At 73.6% G+C, this 19,787-nt stretch carries 15 protein-coding genes; 7 read left to right on the top strand and 8 right to left on the bottom strand.

Translation table 11 applies throughout. From position 1 onward, the window contains the following. The first annotated feature begins 9 nt into the window (after positions 1-9). Positions 10-2,994: a bifunctional [glutamine synthetase] adenylyltransferase/[glutamine synthetase]-adenylyl-L-tyrosine phosphorylase gene (locus tag D7318_RS05820; RefSeq protein ID WP_120695792.1), complete on the top strand. Its 2,985-nt coding sequence runs from the start codon at positions 10-12 to the stop codon at positions 2,992-2,994. Between the two features lie 3 nt (positions 2,995-2,997). Here the strand turns inward: D7318_RS05820 and D7318_RS05815 are convergent, their stop codons facing one another. Next, positions 2,998-3,861 carry a phosphatase PAP2 family protein gene (locus tag D7318_RS05815; protein WP_120695791.1) on the bottom strand — a complete coding sequence of 288 codons (864 nt, stop codon included), beginning with the start codon at positions 3,859-3,861 and terminating at the stop codon, positions 2,998-3,000. Positions 3,862-3,998: 137 nt separating this feature from the next. Beyond that, positions 3,999-5,027: a LacI family DNA-binding transcriptional regulator gene (locus tag D7318_RS05810; protein ID WP_120695790.1), complete on the bottom strand. Its 1,029-nt coding sequence runs from the start codon at positions 5,025-5,027 to the stop codon at positions 3,999-4,001. A gap of 238 nt (positions 5,028-5,265) precedes the next feature. Here D7318_RS05810 and D7318_RS05805 point away from each other — a divergent pair, with 238 nt between their 5' ends. Genes D7318_RS05805 through D7318_RS05785 form a run of 5 tightly spaced genes read left to right on the top strand, consistent with a single transcriptional unit; the run spans position 5,266 to position 11,292 of the window. Further along, a complete protein-coding gene (locus D7318_RS05805) occupies positions 5,266-6,522 on the top strand; it encodes an extracellular solute-binding protein (protein WP_120695789.1) in 1,257 nt (418 codons plus the stop codon). Between the two features lie 12 nt (positions 6,523-6,534). After that, positions 6,535-7,557, top strand: coding sequence for a carbohydrate ABC transporter permease (locus D7318_RS05800; protein WP_120695788.1), 1,023 nt, complete (start codon positions 6,535-6,537; stop codon positions 7,555-7,557). A gap of 2 nt (positions 7,558-7,559) precedes the next feature. Further along, positions 7,560-8,465 carry a sugar ABC transporter permease gene (locus tag D7318_RS05795; protein ID WP_120695787.1) on the top strand — a complete coding sequence of 302 codons (906 nt, stop codon included), beginning with the start codon at positions 7,560-7,562 and terminating at the stop codon, positions 8,463-8,465. 21 nt (positions 8,466-8,486) lie between these two features. Further along, the gene (locus tag D7318_RS05790) at positions 8,487-10,154 is read left to right on the top strand and encodes a glycoside hydrolase family 13 protein (RefSeq protein ID WP_120695786.1); all 1,668 of its coding nucleotides are present in this window, start codon (positions 8,487-8,489) and stop codon (positions 10,152-10,154) included. Between the two features lie 34 nt (positions 10,155-10,188). After that, positions 10,189-11,292 carry a LacI family DNA-binding transcriptional regulator gene (locus tag D7318_RS05785; RefSeq protein WP_120695785.1) on the top strand — a complete coding sequence of 368 codons (1,104 nt, stop codon included), beginning with the start codon at positions 10,189-10,191 and terminating at the stop codon, positions 11,290-11,292. A gap of 30 nt (positions 11,293-11,322) precedes the next feature. Here the strand turns inward: D7318_RS05785 and D7318_RS05780 are convergent, their stop codons facing one another. From D7318_RS05780 to D7318_RS05760, 5 genes are all read right to left on the bottom strand, one after another. Beyond that, complete coding sequence (locus D7318_RS05780) at positions 11,323-11,955, bottom strand: hypothetical protein (protein WP_147437625.1); 633 nt, start codon at positions 11,953-11,955, stop codon at positions 11,323-11,325. Positions 11,956-12,008: 53 nt separating this feature from the next. Beyond that, positions 12,009-13,874, bottom strand: coding sequence for a hypothetical protein (locus tag D7318_RS32670; protein WP_183091283.1), 1,866 nt, complete (start codon positions 13,872-13,874; stop codon positions 12,009-12,011). A gap of 374 nt (positions 13,875-14,248) precedes the next feature. Further along, positions 14,249-14,896, bottom strand: a complete 648-nt coding sequence (locus D7318_RS05770; RefSeq protein ID WP_113686617.1) for a LuxR C-terminal-related transcriptional regulator — start codon at positions 14,894-14,896, stop codon at positions 14,249-14,251. Positions 14,897-14,966: 70 nt separating this feature from the next. Then, complete coding sequence (locus D7318_RS05765; RefSeq protein WP_120695783.1) at positions 14,967-16,013, bottom strand: phosphatidylinositol-specific phospholipase C domain-containing protein; 1,047 nt, start codon at positions 16,011-16,013, stop codon at positions 14,967-14,969. Positions 16,014-16,171: 158 nt separating this feature from the next. Next, positions 16,172-17,461: a sensor histidine kinase gene (locus D7318_RS05760; protein WP_120695782.1), complete on the bottom strand. Its 1,290-nt coding sequence runs from the start codon at positions 17,459-17,461 to the stop codon at positions 16,172-16,174. A 166-nt stretch (positions 17,462-17,627) separates the two neighbouring features. On the opposite strand from D7318_RS05760, the gene D7318_RS05755 reads away from it, so the two are divergent. Continuing rightward, positions 17,628-18,521 carry a Gfo/Idh/MocA family protein gene (locus D7318_RS05755; protein WP_120695781.1) on the top strand — a complete coding sequence of 298 codons (894 nt, stop codon included), beginning with the start codon at positions 17,628-17,630 and terminating at the stop codon, positions 18,519-18,521. 326 nt (positions 18,522-18,847) lie between these two features. Here D7318_RS05755 and D7318_RS05750 read toward each other — a convergent pair whose 3' ends face one another. Beyond that, positions 18,848-19,786, bottom strand: coding sequence for a bifunctional helix-turn-helix transcriptional regulator/GNAT family N-acetyltransferase (locus D7318_RS05750; RefSeq protein ID WP_120696076.1), 939 nt, complete (start codon positions 19,784-19,786; stop codon positions 18,848-18,850). Position 19,787: the final 1 nt, after the last annotated feature.

Below are 19,787 nucleotides of genomic sequence, written 5' to 3'. Positions count from 1 at the left end.
GGCGACGGCGTGCCGTTGGGCGGGCGGCGGGACAGCCGGTTCGGGCAGCTGCTGCGGCGGGGGTTCACCGACCCGACCGACGCGGCCCGGCTGCTCGACGCTCCCGCGCTGCGGTCGGCCGCCGCCGACGGGCCGCTGCTCGACGCGCTCGCGGCCACCGCGGACCCGGACGCGGCCCTCGGCGCCCTGGTCAGGCTGGCCGAGGCCCAGCCCGACGGCGAACGGGCCGCGTTCCTCGACACCCTGCTGGCCGCCAAGCCGCTGCGGGACCGGCTGCTCGCCGTGCTCGGCGCCTCCGACGGGCTCGCCGACCACCTCGTCCGCCACCCCGCCGAGTGGCGGGCCCTCGTCGCGTTCGAGACGGCCGATCTGCACCCGGGCACCGAGGAGTTCGAGGCGGCCCTGGCCGACGCCGCCGACCCCGACGGACTGCGCGTCGCCTACCACCGCGCCCTGCTGACCATCGCCGCGCGCGACATCACCGGCACCACCGACGTCGCCGAGACCGCCGCCGAGCTGGCCGACCTGGCCACCGCGACGCTCCGCGCCGCCCTGCGGATCGCCGCCGCGGCGGCCCCCGACGACGACGCCGCGTGCCGCCTCGCCGTCATCGGCATGGGCAAGTGCGGGGGCCGCGAGCTGAACTACGTCTCCGACGTGGACGTCATCTTCGTCGCCGAGCCCGCCGACGGCGCCGACGAGGGCCCCGCGCTCCAGGCCGCCACGCGCCTGGCCGCCCACCTGATGCGGATCTGCTCGGACACCACGGCCGAGGGCACCATCTGGCCCGTGGACGCCAACCTCCGCCCCGAGGGCAGGAACGGCCCGCTGGTCCGCACCCTCGTGAGCCACCTGGCGTACTACCGGCGCTGGGCCAAGACCTGGGAGTTCCAGGCGCTGCTCAAGGCCCGCCCCGTCGCGGGCGACGAGGCGCTCGGCGCGGAGTACGCCGCCGCCGTGGCCCCGCTGGTGTGGCAGGCCGTCGAGCGCGAGAACTTCGTGTCGGACGTGCAGCGCATGCGCCGCCGCGTCGAGAGCTCCATCCCGGCCGCCCAGGCCGAACGCGAGCTGAAGCTGGGCCCCGGTGGCCTGCGCGACGTCGAGTTCGCCGTGCAGCTCCTCCAGCTCGTCCACGGCCGCACCGACCCCGAGCTGCGCGGCTCGAGCACCCTCGACGCGCTGGCCGCGCTCGCCGCGGGCGGCTATGTCGGCCGCCAGGACGCCGCGTCGCTCGACGCCTCCTACCGCTTCCTGCGCACCGTCGAGCACCGCATCCAGCTGCGCCGCCTGCGCCGCACCCACCTGATGCCCACCGAGGAGGCCGAGCTGCGCAGCCTGGGGCGCTCGCTCGGCTTCGCGGGCGAGCCCGTCAAGGAGCTGACCGCCGCCTGGCGCCGCCACACCGCGGGCGTCCGCCGCCTGCACGAGAAGCTGTTCTACCGGCCGCTGCTCGACGCCGTCGCCCGCCTCGACGCGGGGCAGCTGCGGCTCGGCCAGGACGCCGCGAAGGAGCGGCTCGTCGCGCTCGGCTTCGCCGACCCCGCCGCCGCCCTGCGCCACCTCTCCGCGCTCGCCTCGGGCGTCACCCGCAAGGCCGCCATCCAACGCACCCTGCTGCCCGTCCTCATGGCCAGCTTCGCCGACTCGGCCGACCCCGACTCCGGGCTCCTCAACTTCCGCAAGGTGTCCGACGCGCTCGGCACCAGCCCCTGGTATCTGCGGCTGCTGCGCGACGAGGGCGCCGCCGCCGAGAACCTCGCGCGCGTCCTGTCCGCCGGGCGCCTGGCCCCCGACCTGCTGCTGCGCGCCCCCGAGGCCGTCGCCCTGCTCGGCGCGGCCGAGGGACTCGCGCCCCGCCCGCCCGCCGCCCTCGCCCAGGAGATCCAGGCCGCCGTCGGCCGCGCCGACACCGCCGAGAGCGCCGTCGCGGTGGCCCGAGGGGTGCGCCGCCGCGAGCTGTTCCGCACCGCCGCGGCCGACATCGTCGGCGCCTACGCCCCCGACGTGGCCCCGCACGAGGCCCCTGGCCAGGCCCTCGACCGCGTCGGCTCGGCCCTCACCGCGCTCAACGCCGCCACCCTCCGCGGCGCCCTCACCGCCGCCACGGCCGCCATCGGCCACCGGCCGCCGCCCGCACGGCTCGCCGTCATCGCCATGGGCCGCTTCGGCGGGCACGAGCTGAGCTACGGCTCCGACGCCGACGTCGTCCTCGTCCACGAGCCCGCCGAAGGCGCCGACGAGCGCGCCGCGGCGGAGGCCGCCTCGGCCATCGCCAACGAGATGATCCGGCTGCTCCAACTCCCCAGCATCGACCCGCCCCTGCTGGTCGACACGCATCTGCGCCCCGAGGGCAGGAACGGCCCGCTGGTCCGCTCGCTCACCAGCTACGCCGCCTACTACCGCCGCTGGTCGCTCGTGTGGGAGAGCCAGGCGCTGCTGCGCGCCGAGCCGGTGGCGGGCGACGCGGACCTCGGCCGGAGGTTCACCGAGCTGATCGACCCGCTGCGCTATCCCGTGGGCGGCCTCGACCAGGACGCGATCCGCGAGATCCGGCGGCTCAAGGCCAGGATGGAGGCCGAACGCCTGCCGCGCGGCGCCGACCCCACCCTGCACACCAAGCTGGGCAGGGGCGGGCTCAGCGACGTCGAGTGGACCGTTCAGCTGCTCCAGTTGCGCCACGCCCACGAGGTCGAGGCGCTGCGCACGACCCGCACCCGCGGGGCGCTCGCCGCCGCGGTGGGCGCGGGGCTGCTCGACGCGGAGGACGCCGAGGTGCTCGACGAGGCGTGGGTGCTGGCCTCGCGCGTGCGGAACGCCGTGATGCTGGTGCGCGCGCGCCCGCAGGACACGTTCCCCGCCGACGCCCGCGAGTCGGCGGCCGTGGCGCGCTATCTGGGGTACGAGCCGGGGACGGTCGGCCGGATGCTCGACGACTACCGGCGCACCACCCGCCGCGCCCGCACGGTCGTCGAGCGGCTGTTCTACGAGGGCTGATCCCTACTCGGGTCGAGGCGCGTCCTCCGACGGGACGTGGCGCGGCAGCCGGTAGCACTGCCTGCCGTACCACAGGGAGGCCACCGCGAACCCGAAGGCCAGGCAGACCATGCCCCCGGCCGCGTCGAGCCAGAAGTGGTTCGCCGTGGCCATGATGACCACGAGCGTGAGCACGGGGTAGAGCGCCCCGAGGAGCTTGACCCACAGCGGCCCTGCCAGCACGGCGATGGTGATGCCGCACCACAGCGACCAGCCGATGTGCATCGACGGCATCGCGGCGTACTGGTTGGACACGGAGGCCATCGCGCTGTCCTCGGCGGACAGCGACCCCCAGGTCTGGTGAACGGCCGCGGTGTCGATGAAGTCCATCCCGTCCATCAGGCGGGGCGGGGCCAGCGGGTAGAAGTAGTACCCGAGCAGGGCGACGGTCGTGGTCGCGAACAGCACCAGGCGCGTCGCGCCGTACCGCCCGGGGTGGCTGCGGAACAGCCAGACCAGCACGACGATCGTGACGATGAAGTGCAGCGTCGCGTAGTAGTAGTTCATCGCGACGATGAGCCAGGTGACGCCCGCCGCCGCCTTGTTGAGCGCCAGCTCGAAGTCGAGGCCGAGGGAGCCCTGGAGCTCCCAGATCCAACGGGCGTGGGACTGCGCCTGGTCCTCGCGGAGGGGGGCGGCGTTGCGGATCAGCGAGTAGACCAGGTAGCTGATGGCGATGAGCATCAGCTCGAACCAGACCCTGGGCCGCCGGGGCCGCCGCAGCGAGCCGAGGCGTCTCGGGGGTGCCGCACCGTTGTCGCGGCCGGTCACGGGTCGTGCCGGATCCACTCGCTCCACTTTCGAACTGACGCTGGTTGTTGCCCCCATGGGCGAACAGTTTGCCAGAGGACTGACACCGGCCCGATCATCCTCCGGTCTGGTCTTCGCCCCGGGCCCGTCATCCGCGCGGCCGACGGCACCGGCTCATCCCCCGAGGGGTGACCCCGAGGTCACGCGCCTCCCCGTCATGTCTTCTGTATCACCGGCGCGGTGGCGGTCGAGCCGCGGACCACCAGCTCGGGGAGAAAGATGAACTCGCTGTGCGGGGCCGGCGTTCCGCCGATCTCCTCGAGCAGCGCGCGCACCGCGGCCTGGCCCATCGCGGGGACGGGCTGGCGGATCGTGGTGAGCGGCGGATCGGTGAACGCGATCAGCGGGGAGTCGTCGAAGCCGATGACCGAGCAGTGCTCCGGGACCTTCAGGCCCCGCTGGCGGGCCGCGCGGATCGCGCCGAGCGCCATCATGTCGCTGGCGCAGACGACGGCGGTGCAGCCGCGTTCGAGCAGCGCGGTGGTGGCGGCCTGGCCGCCCTCCAGGGTGTAGAGCGAGTGCTCGATCAGGCGCCGCGCCTCGGACTCCTTGACGCGCAGCTCCTCGGCAAGGCCCGCGAGGAAGCCCTCGACCTTGCGCCGCACCGGGACGAAGCGGGCCGGGCCGAGCGCGAGGCCGATGCGCCGGTGGCCGAGCGACACCAGGTGGGTGACGGCCAGTCGCATGGCCGCGCGGTCGTCGGGCGAGACGAAGGGGGCGCGGACCTTGGGGGAGAAGCCGTTGATCATGACGAACGGGACACCGAAGCCGCGCAGCCGCTCGTAACGCTCCATGTCCGCGCTGGTGTCGGCGTGCAGGCCCGAGATGAAGATGATGCCCGAGACGCCCCGCTCGACCAGCATCGCCGTCAGCTCGTCCTCGGTGGAGCCGCCCGGGGTCTGGGTGGTGAGCACCGGGGTGTATCCCTGGCGGGTGAGCGCCTGGCAGATCACCTGGGCGAACGCGGGGAAGATGGGGTTCTCGAGCTCGGGGGTGATCAGGCCCACAAGTCCCGCGCTGCGCTTGACGAGTCGGGCGGGGCGCTCGTAGCCGAGGAGGTCGAGCGCCGTCAGGACGGATTCGCGGGTGGCGGCGGCGACTCCCGGCTTGCCGTTGAGCACACGGCTGACGGTCGCTTCGCTGACCCCCGCCTGGGCTGCGATGTCAGCAAGCCGTGCGGTCACAGTTCGGGACCTTACCGGTCACCGGTGACGCTGCCCACCAGAGGCTGAGAAACGTACCGGAATGTATGAATTTCGAGGAGCGACTCGTGCATGGACTCAGTCTTGCAGCAATTTGCCGCAAGGTCTTTCCAAAGTATGGCAGCGCTGTTACGTTCCTGCCCAGTCCGGCGCCGCAGCGGTGCGGCGCATAGGGTGGACAAACACCCCTGTATCGGGCGTAAGGCTTGAAGGAGTTCACATGCGGCGCAGCATAGGAACGACGGCCGTGGTTGCCGTGCTGGCTCTTGCGGCAACGGCTTGCGGCGGAGACGACGGGGACGGGGGTGGCGGCGGAGGCGGTGACGGCGAGCTGTCGGGCACCGTCACCTACTGGGACACCTCGAACGAGACCGAGGCGGAGGTGTTCGAGGCCGTCGCGGCGGACTTCGAGGAGCTGCACCCCGGCGTGACGGTCGACTACGTGAACGTCGGCTTCGACGACGCGCAGAACCGCTTCAAGAACGCGGCGGGCGCGAACGAGGCCCCCGACGTGATGCGCACCGAGGTCGCCTGGGTGGCCGACTTCGCGAGCCTCGGCTACCTCTACCCGCTGGACGACACCGCGGCGTTGGAGGACCAGGAGGACTTCCTGCCCACCCCGTGGGCCTCCACCCAGTACGAGGGCGAGACCTTCGCGGTCCCCCAGGTGACCGACACCCTCGCCCTCTTCTACAACCAGGCGCTGCTCGACCAGGCCGGGGTCGAGGTGCCCGCGTCGCTCGCCGACGTCGAGGCGTCCACAGGCGCGTTCGACGAGGACGGCGTCACGCCGCTGTATGTGCGCGGCGACGACCCGTACTGGTTCCTGCCGTTCCTCTACGGCGAGGGCGGCGACCTGGTCGACGCCGACGCCCAGGAGGTCACGGTCGACAACGCCGCCGGGGTGGCCGCGTTCGAGACGATGCAGGGCCTCATCGACTCGGGCGCCGCGATCACCGACACCAGCGAGGGCTGGGAGAACATGATGTCGGCGTTCGGCAACGGCGACGTCGCCATGATGATCAACGGCCCCTGGGCCATCGCGGACGCCACCGCCGCGCTCGGCGAGGACCTGGGCGTGGCCCCGGTCCCGGCGGGCGGCCAGGCGCAGGGCTCGCCGCTCGGCGGCTGGAACTACGCGGTGTACGCCGGGACTCCGGACGCCGACGCGTCGTTCGAGTTCGTCAAGTACATGTCCTCGGTCGAGTCCCAGACGCGGATCACCGAGGAGCTGAGCCTGCTGCCCACGCGCGCCTCGGTCTACGAGGACCCTGCGGTGCAGGGGAACGAGATGGTCGGCTTCTTCAAGCCCGCCGTCGACATCGCCCACGAGCGGCCCTGGATCCCGCAGGCGCAGTCCCTGTTCGAGCCGCTGCGGGTGTCCATCGAGGCCATGCTCACCGGGTCCGCCTCGCCCGAAGAGGCCGCGGCCGACACCGGCGAGGCCTTCCGCGACCTCCTCGAGGACTGGCAGTAAGGGAGGCACCCCATGACCTCACCCACCATCGCCTCCCCCGGGGAGGCGGAGGCGGGGGCCACGGGCGCCGAGCGCGCCCGCGGCCCCCGCCGCGGGGCGGGCGGCGGCCCGGGACGGCTGCGCCTGGCCCTCTCCACGCACTGGTACGCCTGGGCGATGATCGCCCCCGTCGTCCTGGTGATCACCGCGATCATCGGCTGGCCGCTGGTCAGGGGCGTCTATCTCTCCCTGACCGACGCCGACGAGGCCAACGTCGAGCGGACGATCGGCGTCAACTCCATACCGGCGACCTATGAGTTCATCGGCCTCGACAACTATGTCGACATCCTCGGCGACGACGCCTTCTGGGACCGCCTGGGCTGGACCGTGGTCTGGACGGTGGCCTGTGTGGCGATCACCTTCGCCATCGGCCTGACCCTCGCCAACATGCTCAACCGCCAGTTCCGCGGGCGCACCGCCTACCGCATGGCCCTGATCCTGCCGTGGGCCATCCCGGCGTTCGTGTCCGTCTTCGCCTGGCGGATGCTCTACAACGAGCGCAACGGCCTTCTCAACAGCCTTCTCGAGGGCCGCGGCATCGACGGCATCGCCTGGCTGTCCGACCCCACATGGGCCAAGGCCGCCGTGATCGCCGTCAACGTCTGGCTTGGCGTGCCGTTCATGCTCATCGCCATGCTGGGCGCGCTCCAGTCGATCCCCGCCGAGCAGTACGAGGCGGCCGAGATGGACGGGGCGAGCGCGTGGCAGCGCTTCCGCTTCATCACGCTGCCCGGCGTGCGGTCGGTGTCGATGACGGTGGTGCTGCTCAGCACGATCTGGACGTTCAACATGTTCCCGGTGATCTTCCTGCTCACCCGGGGCGGCCCGGCGGGGTCCACGGACATCCTGGTCACCGAGGCGTTCCGGCTGGCCTTCACCGCGAGCCCGCGCGACTTCGCCAACTCGGCCGCGTGGGGCGTGCTGATCCTGCTGCTCCTCGTCCTCTTCGCGATCTCCTACCGCAGGGCACTCCGCAAGCAGGGAGAGGTGTGGTGACGATGGCCACCGACGACACGACCAGGGCCACGACCACGACCACGACCGTGACCCGCCGACGCGGCGCGCCCCGGCAGCGAAGGCGCGGGGAGCGTTCCCGCGCGGCCTCGATCGGCCTGCACGCGACGCTGCTCGTGGCGGCGGCGATCGCGGTGTTCCCGCCGCTGTGGCTGCTGGTCACCTCGTTCAAGCCGAAGACCGACACGTTCACGCGGTCGCTGGTCTCCGGCTTCACGCTGGACAACTACGACCACGTCATCAACGACACCGAGTTCCTCACGTGGTTCGGCAACTCGGTCGTGATCGTGCTCGCCACGACGGTGATCGGCGTCTTCATCTCGTCCACCACCGGCTACGCGCTCAGCCGCTTCCGCTTTCCCGGCATGCGCCCGCTGATGTGGACCCTGCTGCTCACGCAGATGTTCCCGATGGCGGTGCTGATCGTGCCGCTGTACAACCTGATGTCCCGCTACGGGCTGCTCAACCAGCCGGTCGGCCTCGTCGTCACCTATCTGACGATCGCCGTGCCGTTCTGCGCGTGGATGATGAAGAGCTTCTTCGACACCATCCCCGTGGCCATCGACGAGTCGGGCCGGGTCGACGGGCTCAACCCGTTCGGCGTCTTCTGGCGGCTGATCATGCCGCTGGCCAAGCCGGGCCTTGCCGTCACGGCGTTCTACTCCTTCGTCACGGCGTGGGCCGAAGTCGCCTTCGCCACGGCGTTCATGACGGGCGAGCGGAACCTCACGCTGGCCGGTGGCCTCCAGACCTTTGTCAACCAGCACACCCAGGACTGGCACCTGATGACGGCCGCGGCCGTCCTCATCGCCGTCCCCGCCATCCTCGTCTTCGGCTACGCGCAGCGCCACCTCCAGTCCGGGCTGACCGCCGGCGCGACCAAAGCCTGACCGAATCACCCCAGGGATGACATGACCCAGCACCTCGCCGACCGCGCCCAGCCCTCAGGGGCCCCCGCCACGTCTCCTGCCACCCCCTCGGAGTGGTGGCGTGACGCGGTCATCTACCAGGTCTACCCGCGCTCGTTCGCCGATGGGAACGGCGACGGGATGGGCGACCTCGCGGGCATCCGCGCCCGGCTGCCCTACCTGGCCGAACTCGGCGTGGACGCCGTGTGGCTGAGCCCCTTCTACGCCTCACCCCAGGCCGACGCGGGCTACGACGTCGCCGACTACCGCGCCATCGACCCGATGTTCGGCGACCTCCACGACGCCGACGCCCTCATCCGCGACGCCCACCACCTGGGCCTGAAGGTCATCACCGACCTCGTCCCCAACCACTCGTCCGACCGCCACGAGTGGTTCCGGCGCGCCCTGCGCGAGGGCCCGGGCTCGCCCCTGCGCGAGCGCTACCACTTCCGCCCCGGACGCGGCACCCACGGCGAACTCCCGCCCAACGACTGGGAGTCCATCTTCGGCGGCCCCGCCTGGACCCGCGTCGACGACCCCGAAGGCACCCCGGGCGAGTGGTACCTCCACCTCTTCGCCCCCGAACAGCCCGACCTCAACTGGGACAACCGCGCCGTCCACGACGAGTTCCGCTCCGTCCTGCGCTTCTGGCTCGACATGGGCGTCGACGGCTTCCGCATCGACGTCGCCCACGGCCTCGTCAAGGCCCCGGGGCTCCCCGACATGGGGCAGCCGGGTCAACTGCGGCTGCTGGGAACGGACATCCTGCCGTTCTTCGACCAGGACGGGGTGCACGAGATCTACCGCTCGTGGCGCACGATCCTCGACGAGTACCCCACGCCGCGCATCGGCGTCGCGGAGGCGTGGACCCCCACCCCCGACCGGACGGCGCTGTACGTCCGTTCGGACGAGCTGCACCAGGCGTTCAACTTCCACTATCTCAACACCCCGTGGAACGCCGAGGAGTTGCGGGGGGCGATCGACTCCTCGCTCGACTCGATGCGGCCCGTGGGCGCGCCCTCCACCTGGGTGCTGTCCAACCACGACGTCGTGCGCCACCGCACCCGCCTCGGCGGCGGCCTCGAACGCGCCCGCGCCGCAACGCTGTTGATGCTCGCGCTGCCCGGCTCCGCCTACCTCTACCAGGGCGAGGAGCTCGGCCTGCCCGAGGTCACCGACCTCCCCGACGAGGCGCGCCAGGACCCGGCGTTCTTCCGGCGTGGCGCCGAGGCCGAGGGGCAGGACGGGCTGCGGGACGGCTGCCGCGTGCCCATCCCCTGGACCCCGGAAGGCCCGTCCTACGGCTTCGGCGACGGCGGCAGCTGGCTGCCCCAACCCCCCACGTGGGCAACGCTCTCGGTCGCCCGCCAGACCGGCGACCCCGCCTCCACCCTCGAGCTGTACCGCGCGGCGCTTGCCGCCAGGCGCGCGCACGCGGCGCTGGGCGCGGGCGACGCGGTGCGCTGGCTGGCGGCGCCCGATGGCGTCCTCGCCTTCCGCCGCCTCGGCGCGGACGGCTCCGCCGTGGTGTGCGCGGTCAACACGACCGCCACCCCCGTGCCCGTCCCCGGCCTGCTCCCCGAGCCAGGCCGCGCCCTCCTCACCAGCGCCCCGCTCCCCGACCCCGGGGTGCTGCCGGGGGATTGCACGGTGTGGTGGGAGAGCCTGTGAACGACGCGCGCGGAGACGTGTCCGAGGGGGCGCGGTGACGGACGCCGGGCCCGCGCGCCTCGCGGACATCGCGGCGCAGGCGCGGGTCAGCGAGGCGACCGTCAGCCGCGTGCTCAACGGCAAGGCGGGCGTCGCCGCGGCCACCCGGCAGAAGGTGCTCGCCGCCCTCGACGTCCTCGGCTACGAGCGCCCGACGCGGCTGCGGCAGCGCAGCGCGGGTCTTGTGGGGTTGGTGATCCCGGAGCTGACCAACCCGATATTCCCCGCGTTCGCCCAGGTCATCGAGCAGCTGCTGGCCGGGCGCGGCTACACGCCCGTGCTCTGCACCCGCAGCCCGGGCGGCGCGACCGAGGACGAGCTGGTGGAGCAGCTGGTCGACCGGGGCGTCACCGGGATCATCTTCCTGTCGGGGATGCACGCCGACACCACGGCGGATCCGGCGCGTTACGCCAGGCTCACCGGGCGCGGCGTGCCGTTCGTCCTGATCAACGGCTTCCAGCCCGCGATCAGCGCGCCCTCCGTCTCGCCCGACGACGCCGCGGCGACCCGGATCGCCGTGCGCCATCTGCGGGCGCTCGGCCACCGGCGGATCGGCCTGGCCGTCGGGCCCGACCGGTTCGTGCCGGTGCGGCGCAAGGTCGCGGGGTTCCTTGAGGAGATCGGGGGGAGGGAGGCGGAGATCGGGGGGAGGGAGGCGGAGTTCACGGTCGAGGGGGCCGGGATCGCGGAGGGGGGCGAAGGGGTGGTGCGGCACTCGCTGTTCGGCGTGGAGGGCGGCCAGGCGGCCGCCACCGCGCTGCTCGACGCGGGCTGCACCGGCATCGTGTGCGGCAGCGACATGACCGCGCTCGGCGCGATCCGCGCGGTGCGGCAGCGCGGGCTCGACGTGCCGCGCGACGTCTCGGTCGTCGGCTATGACGACTCCTACATCTTCGCGTTCACCGACCCGCCGCTCACCACGCTGCGCCAGCCGGTCAGGGCCATGGCGGCCGCGGCCGTGGACGCCCTCCTCGAGGAGGTCGGCGGCACGCTGGCCCACCCCACCGAGTTCGTCTTCCAGTGCGAGCTGGTCGTCAGGGGCTCGACGGCCCAGGCACGCGCCGCCGCAGCCCCGCCCTCGCCGCCGACGTCCCGCTGATCGCCCCGGGGGGCAACGGCGGCGCCGCCGTCAACTCCCCGGGGACACCGGCATCAGCCAGCTGGTGAGGACCACGGCGCCCTCGCCGAAGCGCTCGTCGACCGTCTCCCGCAGCTCGGGCGTCGCCAGCACCACATCGGCCTGGACCACACCCTGCTCCTCGTCGGGGAACGACGACAGCACGTCGTCGGGGAAGTCCTCCGTGAGGTCCCGCTGGATGTCCGCCAGCTCCTCCGGGTCCCGCCCCGCCCGGTCGCCGCCGCCCGGCTCGTCGGGCGCGGGCGCCGCGGGCCACTCCGCCGGTCTCGACGGCGGCCCTGTCCCGGTGACCGTGAACGTCTCGCCGTCCCACGTTCCCGTCAGCTCGAAATCTCCCCAGGTGGTGCCCTGTTCCGACGCCGCCTCCACCGCGTCCCAGTCCCACCGCGCCAGCTCGACGCCGCCGCCGCACTGCGGCGGGAAGGACTCCGCGACCCCCGCGCACAGCACGGGGCCGTGGTCGGGGGACTGGAGCACCGTGCCAGAGGCCCGGTACTCCTGGTCGACGGGAGGGGGGTTCTCGGGCGGCGCGTCGCCCCGCGCCGGGTCGGACCCGCCCTCGTCGCCGCACGCGGTGAACAACAGCACGGCGGGGACCACGCCCAGCAATGCTCGTTTCCTCATGGCCCTGTGACGCGGCCACCCGCCGAGGGGTTCCGGGGGGTCCTGGGGCAGCGCTAGCCCAGCATGGGCAGCTCGCCGCCGTCCGCGAGCTCGCCGACCAGGTCGGCCGTCGCGCCCTCCGACGCGGGCAGCACGGCCGTGGGGCCCTCGGCCCGCCCGGTGACCTCGCCATCGGCCTCGATGGCCACGACCTGCTCGCTTCCCCCCGCGACCAGATACCAACTCCCCGCGGGGGAACGCCACATGACCCCACTGAGCACCCGCGGGTCACGGGGCCCGCAGGCCGGGGTGTCCTCGGCCGCCGCCGTCACCACGCCGGGCTCGCCCGGCCGCGTCGGCGGCGGCACGAACTGCGCCAGCGCCTTGCTGCCCGTGCCGCGCCAGGTCTCCGCGCGCGTGCAGAGCCAACGCCCCGTGCCCGCCGCGTCGGGCAGGTCGAGCGAGGCGAACTCCCAGGCGTTGACCGCCCGCACGCCGCCCGCGCCGAGCGCGGGCAGGTGGCACGCGATCCGCGCCCAGCCCTCGCGCGCCGCGGCGTCCGCCCCCGCGCCCGGCGCGCCACCCGGGTCGCCCAGGGTGAGCAACGCCGGGAGCAGCTCCCCGAGATCGGCCATCCGGTAGGCGGAGTCGGCGCCGCGCGCGGTGAGTTCGAGCACGGGGTAGGCGTCGCACCGCGCCGGATCGGTCCCGGCGCCGGTGCGCACGGCGTCGGTCACCCCGTCCTCGTCGATCGCGACGTCGGCGGGCTCGTCCGCGGCGTCCGCCAGGTCGGACATGGCCGCCTCCGAGACCCAAGGGGCGGTCAGATAGCGGGTGTTGCCGTCCTCGCGGCCCAGCACCACGGCCGAGGCGCCGATGAGGTCGGCCCCGTCGGCGCGCGCGAAGTCCAGTGCCACGCCGCCGCCTTGGGCGCCCGATGGCTCGGCGTAACGCGCCACCCGCAGCCCGTCGTACAGCAGCACCACGGAGGAGCCGCCGACCTCCCCGGCGTAGAGCAGCTGGGCGGGCCCGGGCGCGGGCCCCGTCTGGGTGCCTGGCGTCGCGGAGACCGACACGTCCTGGCCCGGCCTGGCCCACACGGCGAGCGCGCGGCGCAGCAGCGCGGCGTCGTCGAGCGCGGAGCCGCGGGTCGGCCAGACGGAGAAGTCGGTGCGGTCGGCGGAGCGCCACGCGTCGGGGGCGACCGCGCGCAGCGCGGCGGGGTCGAGGGCGGCCTCGGCGGCCTCGTTCTCGGCGTAGGGCGGCGCGGCGGCGCCGTCGGGGCCCCACCCCTCGGGCAGGACGGCGAGCGCGCCCGCAGCCAGGGCGAGCGCCGCACCCGCGGCCAGCGCGACGCGGCCCGCGCGGCGGCGGCGCGCCAGGTCGGTGGGCTCGGCGGTGAGCGCGCACGGGTCGGCGAGCGGCGCGTCGTCCGGCAGCGCGGCCGCGGCCTTGACCGCCGCCCTGGCCGCCTGCTCGGACACCCCCGCGGCCAGCAGGAGCCGCCGCACGGCGGCCTCGCCGAGGCCGTCGACGCGGCGCAGCGCATAGGCGGCGCGGGCGGTGGGGGTGAGGGCGGACAGGCGTTGTTCCAGGGGGAGTTCGGCGTCCTCGCCGCCGCGTGGGAGCAGCCGGAGGCCCATGACCCGCGGCAGCGCATGGGGCGCCTTGGGCAGCCGACGGAAGCGGCCTGGGCGCGCGGCGTCGAGGGCGGCGCCGAGCACCCGCTGCCGCAGCCGGTCGTAGCCGGGGTCGCCGTCCCGCTGCGCGGGCAGGGCGGGCGAGGCGCCCGACGCGTTCAACGCGTCGCGAGGCAGGGCGCGTTGCACGACGGCATGCGCGGAAAGGACGCGCCGGTGGCGCCCGCCCGACCCCGGCAGCACGAGATAGCCGAGGCGCACGAGCCGCGGATAGTGCGCGTCGAGCGCACGCGCGCCCACGTCTTGAGAAGCCACATCGCTGACAGACACACCGGCAGAACGAGTTGCCCCTTGCCGGGGTTACGAACGGTGGCCACCGTGGTCGGTGCTTGGTGCCGCCGGCCGGGTGCGGGTTTCGTCGTGGTGCACGTCAGAGCAGGATTTTTTGCGCGTGTCCGCGCCCGTGACACTTACCGTCGGGCGGGTGCGGGTCGTGTTGTGGTGCCGGTCAGAGCAGGTTTTTTGCGCGGGCCCGCGCTCGTGGCGCTTGCCGTCGGGCGGGTGCGGGTTTCGCTCTCGTGCACGTCAAGACAAGTTTTTTTGCGCGTGCGGGTTTCGTTCGTTTCCACGTACGTCAAGACAGACGTTTGTGCGCGTCGGGGCCAGCGCAGCGGCTACCGTTCCAGGTAGGCGAGGACTGCCAGGACGCGGCGGTTGTCGTCGTCCGAGGGGGGGAGGCCCAGCTTGGTGAAGATGTTGGACGTGTGCTTCGCCACCGCGCGCTCCGTGACGACCAGGCGTTCGGCGATCGCGGCGTTCGAACGCCCTTGTGCCATCAGCTCGATGACCTCCACCTCGCGTGGAGTCAGCCGCTCCAACGGGGAGTTCTGGCCGCCGCGCTGGGCCAGGAGCTGCTGGATCACCTGCGGGTCCATCGCGGTGCCGCCCGCGGCGACCCTGCGGACCGCGTCGATGAACTGCTCCGCGTCGAACACCCGGTCCTTCAGCAGATAGCCGACGCCGCCGTTCCCGTCGGCGAGCAGCTCGCGCGCGTACAGCTGCTCGACGTGCTGCGACAGCACCAGCACCGGGAGGCCCGGCTGCTCGCGGCGGGCCTGGAGCGCGCACTGGAGGCCCTCGTCCGTGAACGACGGGGGCAGCCGGACGTCGACGACGGCGACGTCCGGCTTCAGCTCGGCCAGCGCCCTGCTGAGCCCGGGCCCGTTGTCCACGGCGGCGGCGATCTGGAAGTCGTGGGCCTCCAGGAGCCGGACGAGACCGTCCCTGAGGAGGAAGAGGTCTTCGGCCAGAACAACGCGCACGGTTGTACTCCGTCTCTTTTCCGGTCTCCCCGAGGTGCTGCGTTCAGCCTAGCCCCGAAAGGGGAGCAGCTCAGCCGCGCGGCAGGACCGTGGCGAGGACGCTGGGCAGCGTGTGCCAGTCGGAGCTGACGACGCTCGCGCCGTCGGCGGCCAGCTCGGCGACCCGGGCGAGCGCCTGCTGCTCGGTCGGGGACACGGGGTCGATGGCGGGCGGCACGTTGTGCGCGTCGGTCATGACCACGAGGTAGTTCCGCGCGGTGTACCAGCCGGTGTCTATCGAGCCGCCGACGAACGTGGCGGCGTCGCCGTCGAAGACCACGAACCACGGGCGCAGCGACGCGTCGTAGCGCGCGGTGCGCGGGTCGCCCGCCTCGGCGCCGTGGACCGCGGGGAACGCCGTGGTGGACGCGAGGGTGCCGTCCGCGGCGGAGTCCCGCAGATGGGTGGCGTACTCCTCGTCGGTCCACAGCTGGTCGAGGGGGTTGTTCTCCTCGACCGTGCCGGGGATGAGGTGGATGAGGAACTTCCCCGCCAGCTCGTCGCGGGTCGGGAAGCCACCGGCCTGGACGGCCTCGTCGAGCGTCGCGTGGGAGCCGATCAGGTCGCCGGGGCCGTAGACGGCGTCGCCCAGCTTCTCGCGCACCAGGGTGTCGAACGCGGCGGGTCCGCGGCCGAGGTTGTCCGCGAAGCCGTCCTTGAACTCGATCTTGATCTGGATGGGGCGGTGGCCGGGGTTGGCGTCGTGCCAGACGCGCAGGTCGTCGAGGCAGCCCGCGAGGTTGGCGTTGACCGGTCCGGTGCGCAGGTCGTCGGGGGAGGTGGCGTCGGCGCAGTTGTTGACGTTGGCGAAGGGGTTGTCGTGCGCGACCCGCCAGTCGCCGCCGAAGAAGTTCGTCCAGACGTCGAGCTCCAGCATGCCAGCGCCCGAGTCGAGGGCGTCGGCGAGGTACGGGTACGTCTCGGTCAGATAGGCGTTGTGCACGCCGACCGACGTGGTGCCCGAGTAGGCCAGGGCGGCGGGGTCGGCCGCCTGGGAGGGGGAGGGGAGGACGGTGGTGAGCAAGGCCGCGGTCGCCAGGGTCGCCGCGCCCGCAGCCAGTCTGCCTGAGGGACTCATCGATGCCGCCTTCGTCGACCGGCCGGTCCTGGCCGGTCCGGGTGGGGGAGATCAACGAGGCGAAATCGTACGCGAGTTGGGGATCGGGCAGGTGACGTCACGGGGGCGATTACCGGTCGTCCCGCGGTCGTGCGGCGGTGGGCGGGGGCGCGGCGGGGTCAGCGCAGGCTGGGGGCCTCCGCGCAGGGGATCTCGATGGTGACGAGGGTGGGCCCGCCGACGGGGCTCGAGACGGCGAGGACGCCGTCGAACGCGCCGAGCCGCCGCTCCAGGCCGCGCAGCCCGCTGCCGCCCTCGGGGTTGGCCCCGCCGCGGCCGTTGTCGGTGATGGCGATGCGCAGGGTGCGGTCCTCGCGGCTGTAGTAGATGTCGAGCCAGGCGCGTTCGGCCGCGGCGTGCTTGGCGGCGTTGGTCAGCACCTCGCTGATCGCGAAGTACGCGGCCGACTCCACCGGCTCCTCCAGGCGCCCCGGCAGCTCCACGTCCACCTCGACGGGGAACTGCATGCGCAGCGCCAGGGCCCTGGCCGCGTCGCCCAGGCCGCGCTCGGCCAGCACGGGCGGGTGGATGCCGCGCACGAGGTCGCGCAGCTCGGACAGCGCCTCCGCGGAGTTCTCCCTGGCCTGGGCGAGGATCCGCTTGGCCTGCTCGGGGTCCTTCTCGATGAGCGCCTCGACGGTGCCCAGGCTCATGCCCATGGCGACCAGCCTGGCCTGCGCGCCGTCGTGCAGGTCGCGTTCGATGCGGCGCAGCTCGGCCGCGGAGTTGTCCAGGGCGTCGTGCCGGGTCTCGGTGAGTCGGGCGACGCGCTGCGCGAGCAGCCGCTTCTCGGAGGCGCCGATCAGGGCGCGGGTCATCAGGAAGTGGACGCGCAGCAGGTGGCGGCCGAAGAGGAGCGAGGCGGCGATGTAGCCGACGCCGGTGAGCCCGCCGAGGGTGGCGGTGAACCACGAGTCGATCGGCACGATCCCGTACCAGTAGGTGCCGGTGGCGTCGGCGATCGGCACCCAGACGCCCGCCACGAGGACCAGGCCCTCCAGGCCGAACAGCAGCAGCCCCGGCGGCAGGATCGCGGTGATGAAGCCCGCGACGGCGTCGATGAAGAGCCAGCCCGCGTCCCGCCACGTGGTCGGGTCCTTGAGCATGTGCACGGTGCGCTCGACCTGCCCCGCGAGCCCGCGGCGCGGGTGCCGCGGCTCGGGCCTGTGGCCGCCCGCGGGGATGGCGATGCCGCACCAGGCGAGGGAGAACGTGCGGCGCTGGTCGGCGTGCGCGCGGATCGCGTCGACGATCACGGGCGTCGTGAACAGGCCGATGCCCAGGACGACGAAGGCGAGGGAGATGACGAAGAGAATGAAGAGGAGAAGGGAGACGCCGAGGGCGAGCAGCGAGAGCAGTAGCCCCTGGGCGCCCGCCAGCAGGGCGTCCCGTACCCGATGCTCGTTCATCCGACGACCTTTCTAGTCCGGTGTTGGTCACAGTCTGCTGCCTTCCGCGCCCGCGCGTCACGGGGGTCGCGGCACCGTGTGGTGGTGTATCTGAGTACACCACTGGTTGCGGCTTAGGATCATCTGACCAATCGATCCGGTGGATCAGTGAGAGAGGCCCCGAACGATGAGAATCGGTCTGCTCGGTACCGGCCCTTGGGCCCAGGCCACGCAGGGCCCGGCCCTGATGGAGCACCCGGAGGCGGAGCTGGTCGGCGTGTGGGGCCGCCGACCCGACGCCGCGGCCGAGCTGGCCGACGGCCTCGACACCAGGGCGTACGAGAGCGCCGACGCGCTGTTCGCGGACTGCGAGGCGGTGGCGTTCGCGCTGCCTCCCGACGTGCAGGCGCCCCTCGCGGTGCGGGCCGCGGCGGCGGGCTGCCATCTGCTGCTGGACAAGCCGGTGGCCACGTCGGTGATCGCGGCCAGGGAGCTGGCGGGCGCGGTGACGGCGGCGGGTGTGGCGTCGGTGGTCTTTTTCACACTGCGGTTCGCGCCCGAGACGGCGGCGTGGGTGGCGGCGCAGAGCGCGACCGACGGGTGGGTGACGGGGCGGGCCGACTGGTTCTCGCCGATCTTCGGGGGCGGGGAGCGGCCGGTGGGGATCTCGCCGTGGCGCGAGGAGCGTGGCGCGCTGTGGGACGTGGGCCCGCACGCGCTGTCGCTGCTGCTTCCGCCGCTCGGCGAGGTCGCGGGCGTGACGGCGGCGCGGGGCCCCGGCGACCTGGTGCATGTCGTGCTGCGGCACGCGTCGGGGGCGTCGAGCACGTTGACGCTGACCCACACGGTGCCGCCGCAGGCGGCGTCGGTGACGGCGGAGCTGCGGGGCAGCGCGGGCATCTCGACGCTGCCCGAACGCGGCGACGGCGGGGCGGTGCGCCCGTTCATGCGCGCGTTCGACGCGCTGCTGACGGCGGCGAGAACGGGCGAACCCCACGCGTGCGACGCGCACTTCGGCCTGATGGTGACGGAGATTCTCTCCCGCGCGGAGACGGCGTTGGAAACCCAGAAGCCCGAATAGCCTGCGGCTCGCTCCAACGGCGCGGCGGCCGCGCGGGGGGCCGGGCCGCGCCCGGCCATGGGGCGGTCATCCCCGCCGGGGGCGGCCTGCGGCCTGCTGCGGCGTTGCCTGTTCGAGCGGGGGGCACGCTCGGCCGTGAGGCGGTCATCCCTGCCCGGGGCGGGCCACTTCCGGCCGTGAGGCCGTTGGTCCCGCCGGAGGCGGGGAAGGGTGGGTGGGTGGGGAAACACGTCCCCGGCCGGAGGCCGGGCCGCACGGGGCGAACCGGCCGTACGCGGCGTGGCGCGCCACAGCGGACCCGCGGGGGTGTACCCGCCACCGGCCGTTCATGGGGTCAACGACAGGACCCACTCCTCGCCCGTCTCCTCCGGGCCGAACATCCGGTGCCGCTCGCCGGACGCCAGTCCGAACCCCTCCGCCTCGTACAGTCGCCGCGCGCCGGTGAGGACGGCGTTCGTCCACAGCACCATCCGCACGTACCCCGCCTCGCGGGCGAACCGCACGCACTCCGCGACGAGCGCCCGCCCGATGCCGAGGCCCCTGGCGCCCGGCTCGACCAGCAGCAGCCGCAGCCGCGCCGTGTCGGGGGAGTCCGCCACGCAGAACACCGAGCCCACCGGCTCCCCCTCGTGCTCGGCGATCCACGCCCGCTCGCGCGCCGGGTCGTGCGCGCGGGCGTACCGCGCGACGACCTCGGCGACGAGCACCTCGAACGCGTCGTTCCACCCGTACTCCGCCGGGTAGAGCACGCCATGGCGCTGGATCACCCAGCCGAGCTCGCCCGGCCCGGGCTCCCGCAGCGTGAACGACGCGGGGCGCGGCCCCGGCGCCCGGTCGAGCAGCCGCTCGACCGTTGTCAACGCGGCGGTCAGCCGCGCCCGTTCGGCCGGGCTCAGCCGTTCGACCAGGGCCCCGACCGCCGCCGCCGAACGCGTTTCCAGCAGGTCGGCGGCGCCGCGCCCCTCGCCGGTCAGGCGCACCAGCTGGCGGCGCGAGTCGTCGGGGTCCCGCTCGCGTGACACCAGGCCCGCCCGCTCGGCGCGCGCGAGAAGGCGGCTGAGCTGGCCAGGGTCCATGTCGAGCCGCCGCCGCAGCGCCCCCACGGGGGTGCTCTCGCCGCGCGCCAGCTCGTACAGCACCCGGGCCTCGGGCAGCGAGTGGGGCGTGCCGAGGCGGTGCTCGTAGTCGAGGGCGCCGATGAGGCGCGTGTAGTCCCGGTTGAACTCCCGGACCCGCGCGACCGTTTCGCCGACCCCGGTGTCCATC

The organism is Streptomyces radicis, from assembly GCF_003626575.1.
Taxonomy (GTDB): Bacteria; Actinomycetota; Actinomycetes; order Streptomycetales; family Streptomycetaceae; genus Streptomyces; species Streptomyces radicis.
Note: the sequence above shows the minus strand (reverse complement) of the source record. Positions and strands in the feature narration are given on the sequence as shown.

Excerpts from the sequence above, each read along its gene's own strand:
- D7318_RS05815 (WP_120695791.1), bottom strand. The coding sequence starts at position 3,861 with ATGGGGGCAACAACCAGCGTCAGTTCGAAAGTGGAGCGAGTGGATCCG.
- D7318_RS05805 (WP_120695789.1), top strand. The coding sequence starts at position 5,266 with ATGCGGCGCAGCATAGGAACGACGGCCGTGGTTGCCGTGCTGGCTCTT.
- D7318_RS05800 (WP_120695788.1), top strand. The coding sequence starts at position 6,535 with ATGACCTCACCCACCATCGCCTCCCCCGGGGAGGCGGAGGCGGGGGCC.
- D7318_RS05795 (WP_120695787.1), top strand. The coding sequence starts at position 7,560 with ATGGCCACCGACGACACGACCAGGGCCACGACCACGACCACGACCGTG.
- D7318_RS05790 (WP_120695786.1), top strand. The coding sequence starts at position 8,487 with ATGACCCAGCACCTCGCCGACCGCGCCCAGCCCTCAGGGGCCCCCGCC.
- D7318_RS05780 (WP_147437625.1), bottom strand. The coding sequence starts at position 11,955 with ATGAGGAAACGAGCATTGCTGGGCGTGGTCCCCGCCGTGCTGTTGTTC.
- D7318_RS05765 (WP_120695783.1), bottom strand. The coding sequence starts at position 16,013 with ATGAGTCCCTCAGGCAGACTGGCTGCGGGCGCGGCGACCCTGGCGACC.
- D7318_RS05760 (WP_120695782.1), bottom strand. The coding sequence starts at position 17,461 with ATGAACGAGCATCGGGTACGGGACGCCCTGCTGGCGGGCGCCCAGGGG.
- D7318_RS05755 (WP_120695781.1), top strand. The coding sequence starts at position 17,628 with ATGAGAATCGGTCTGCTCGGTACCGGCCCTTGGGCCCAGGCCACGCAG.
- D7318_RS05750 (WP_120696076.1), bottom strand. The coding sequence starts at position 19,786 with ATGGACACCGGGGTCGGCGAAACGGTCGCGCGGGTCCGGGAGTTCAAC.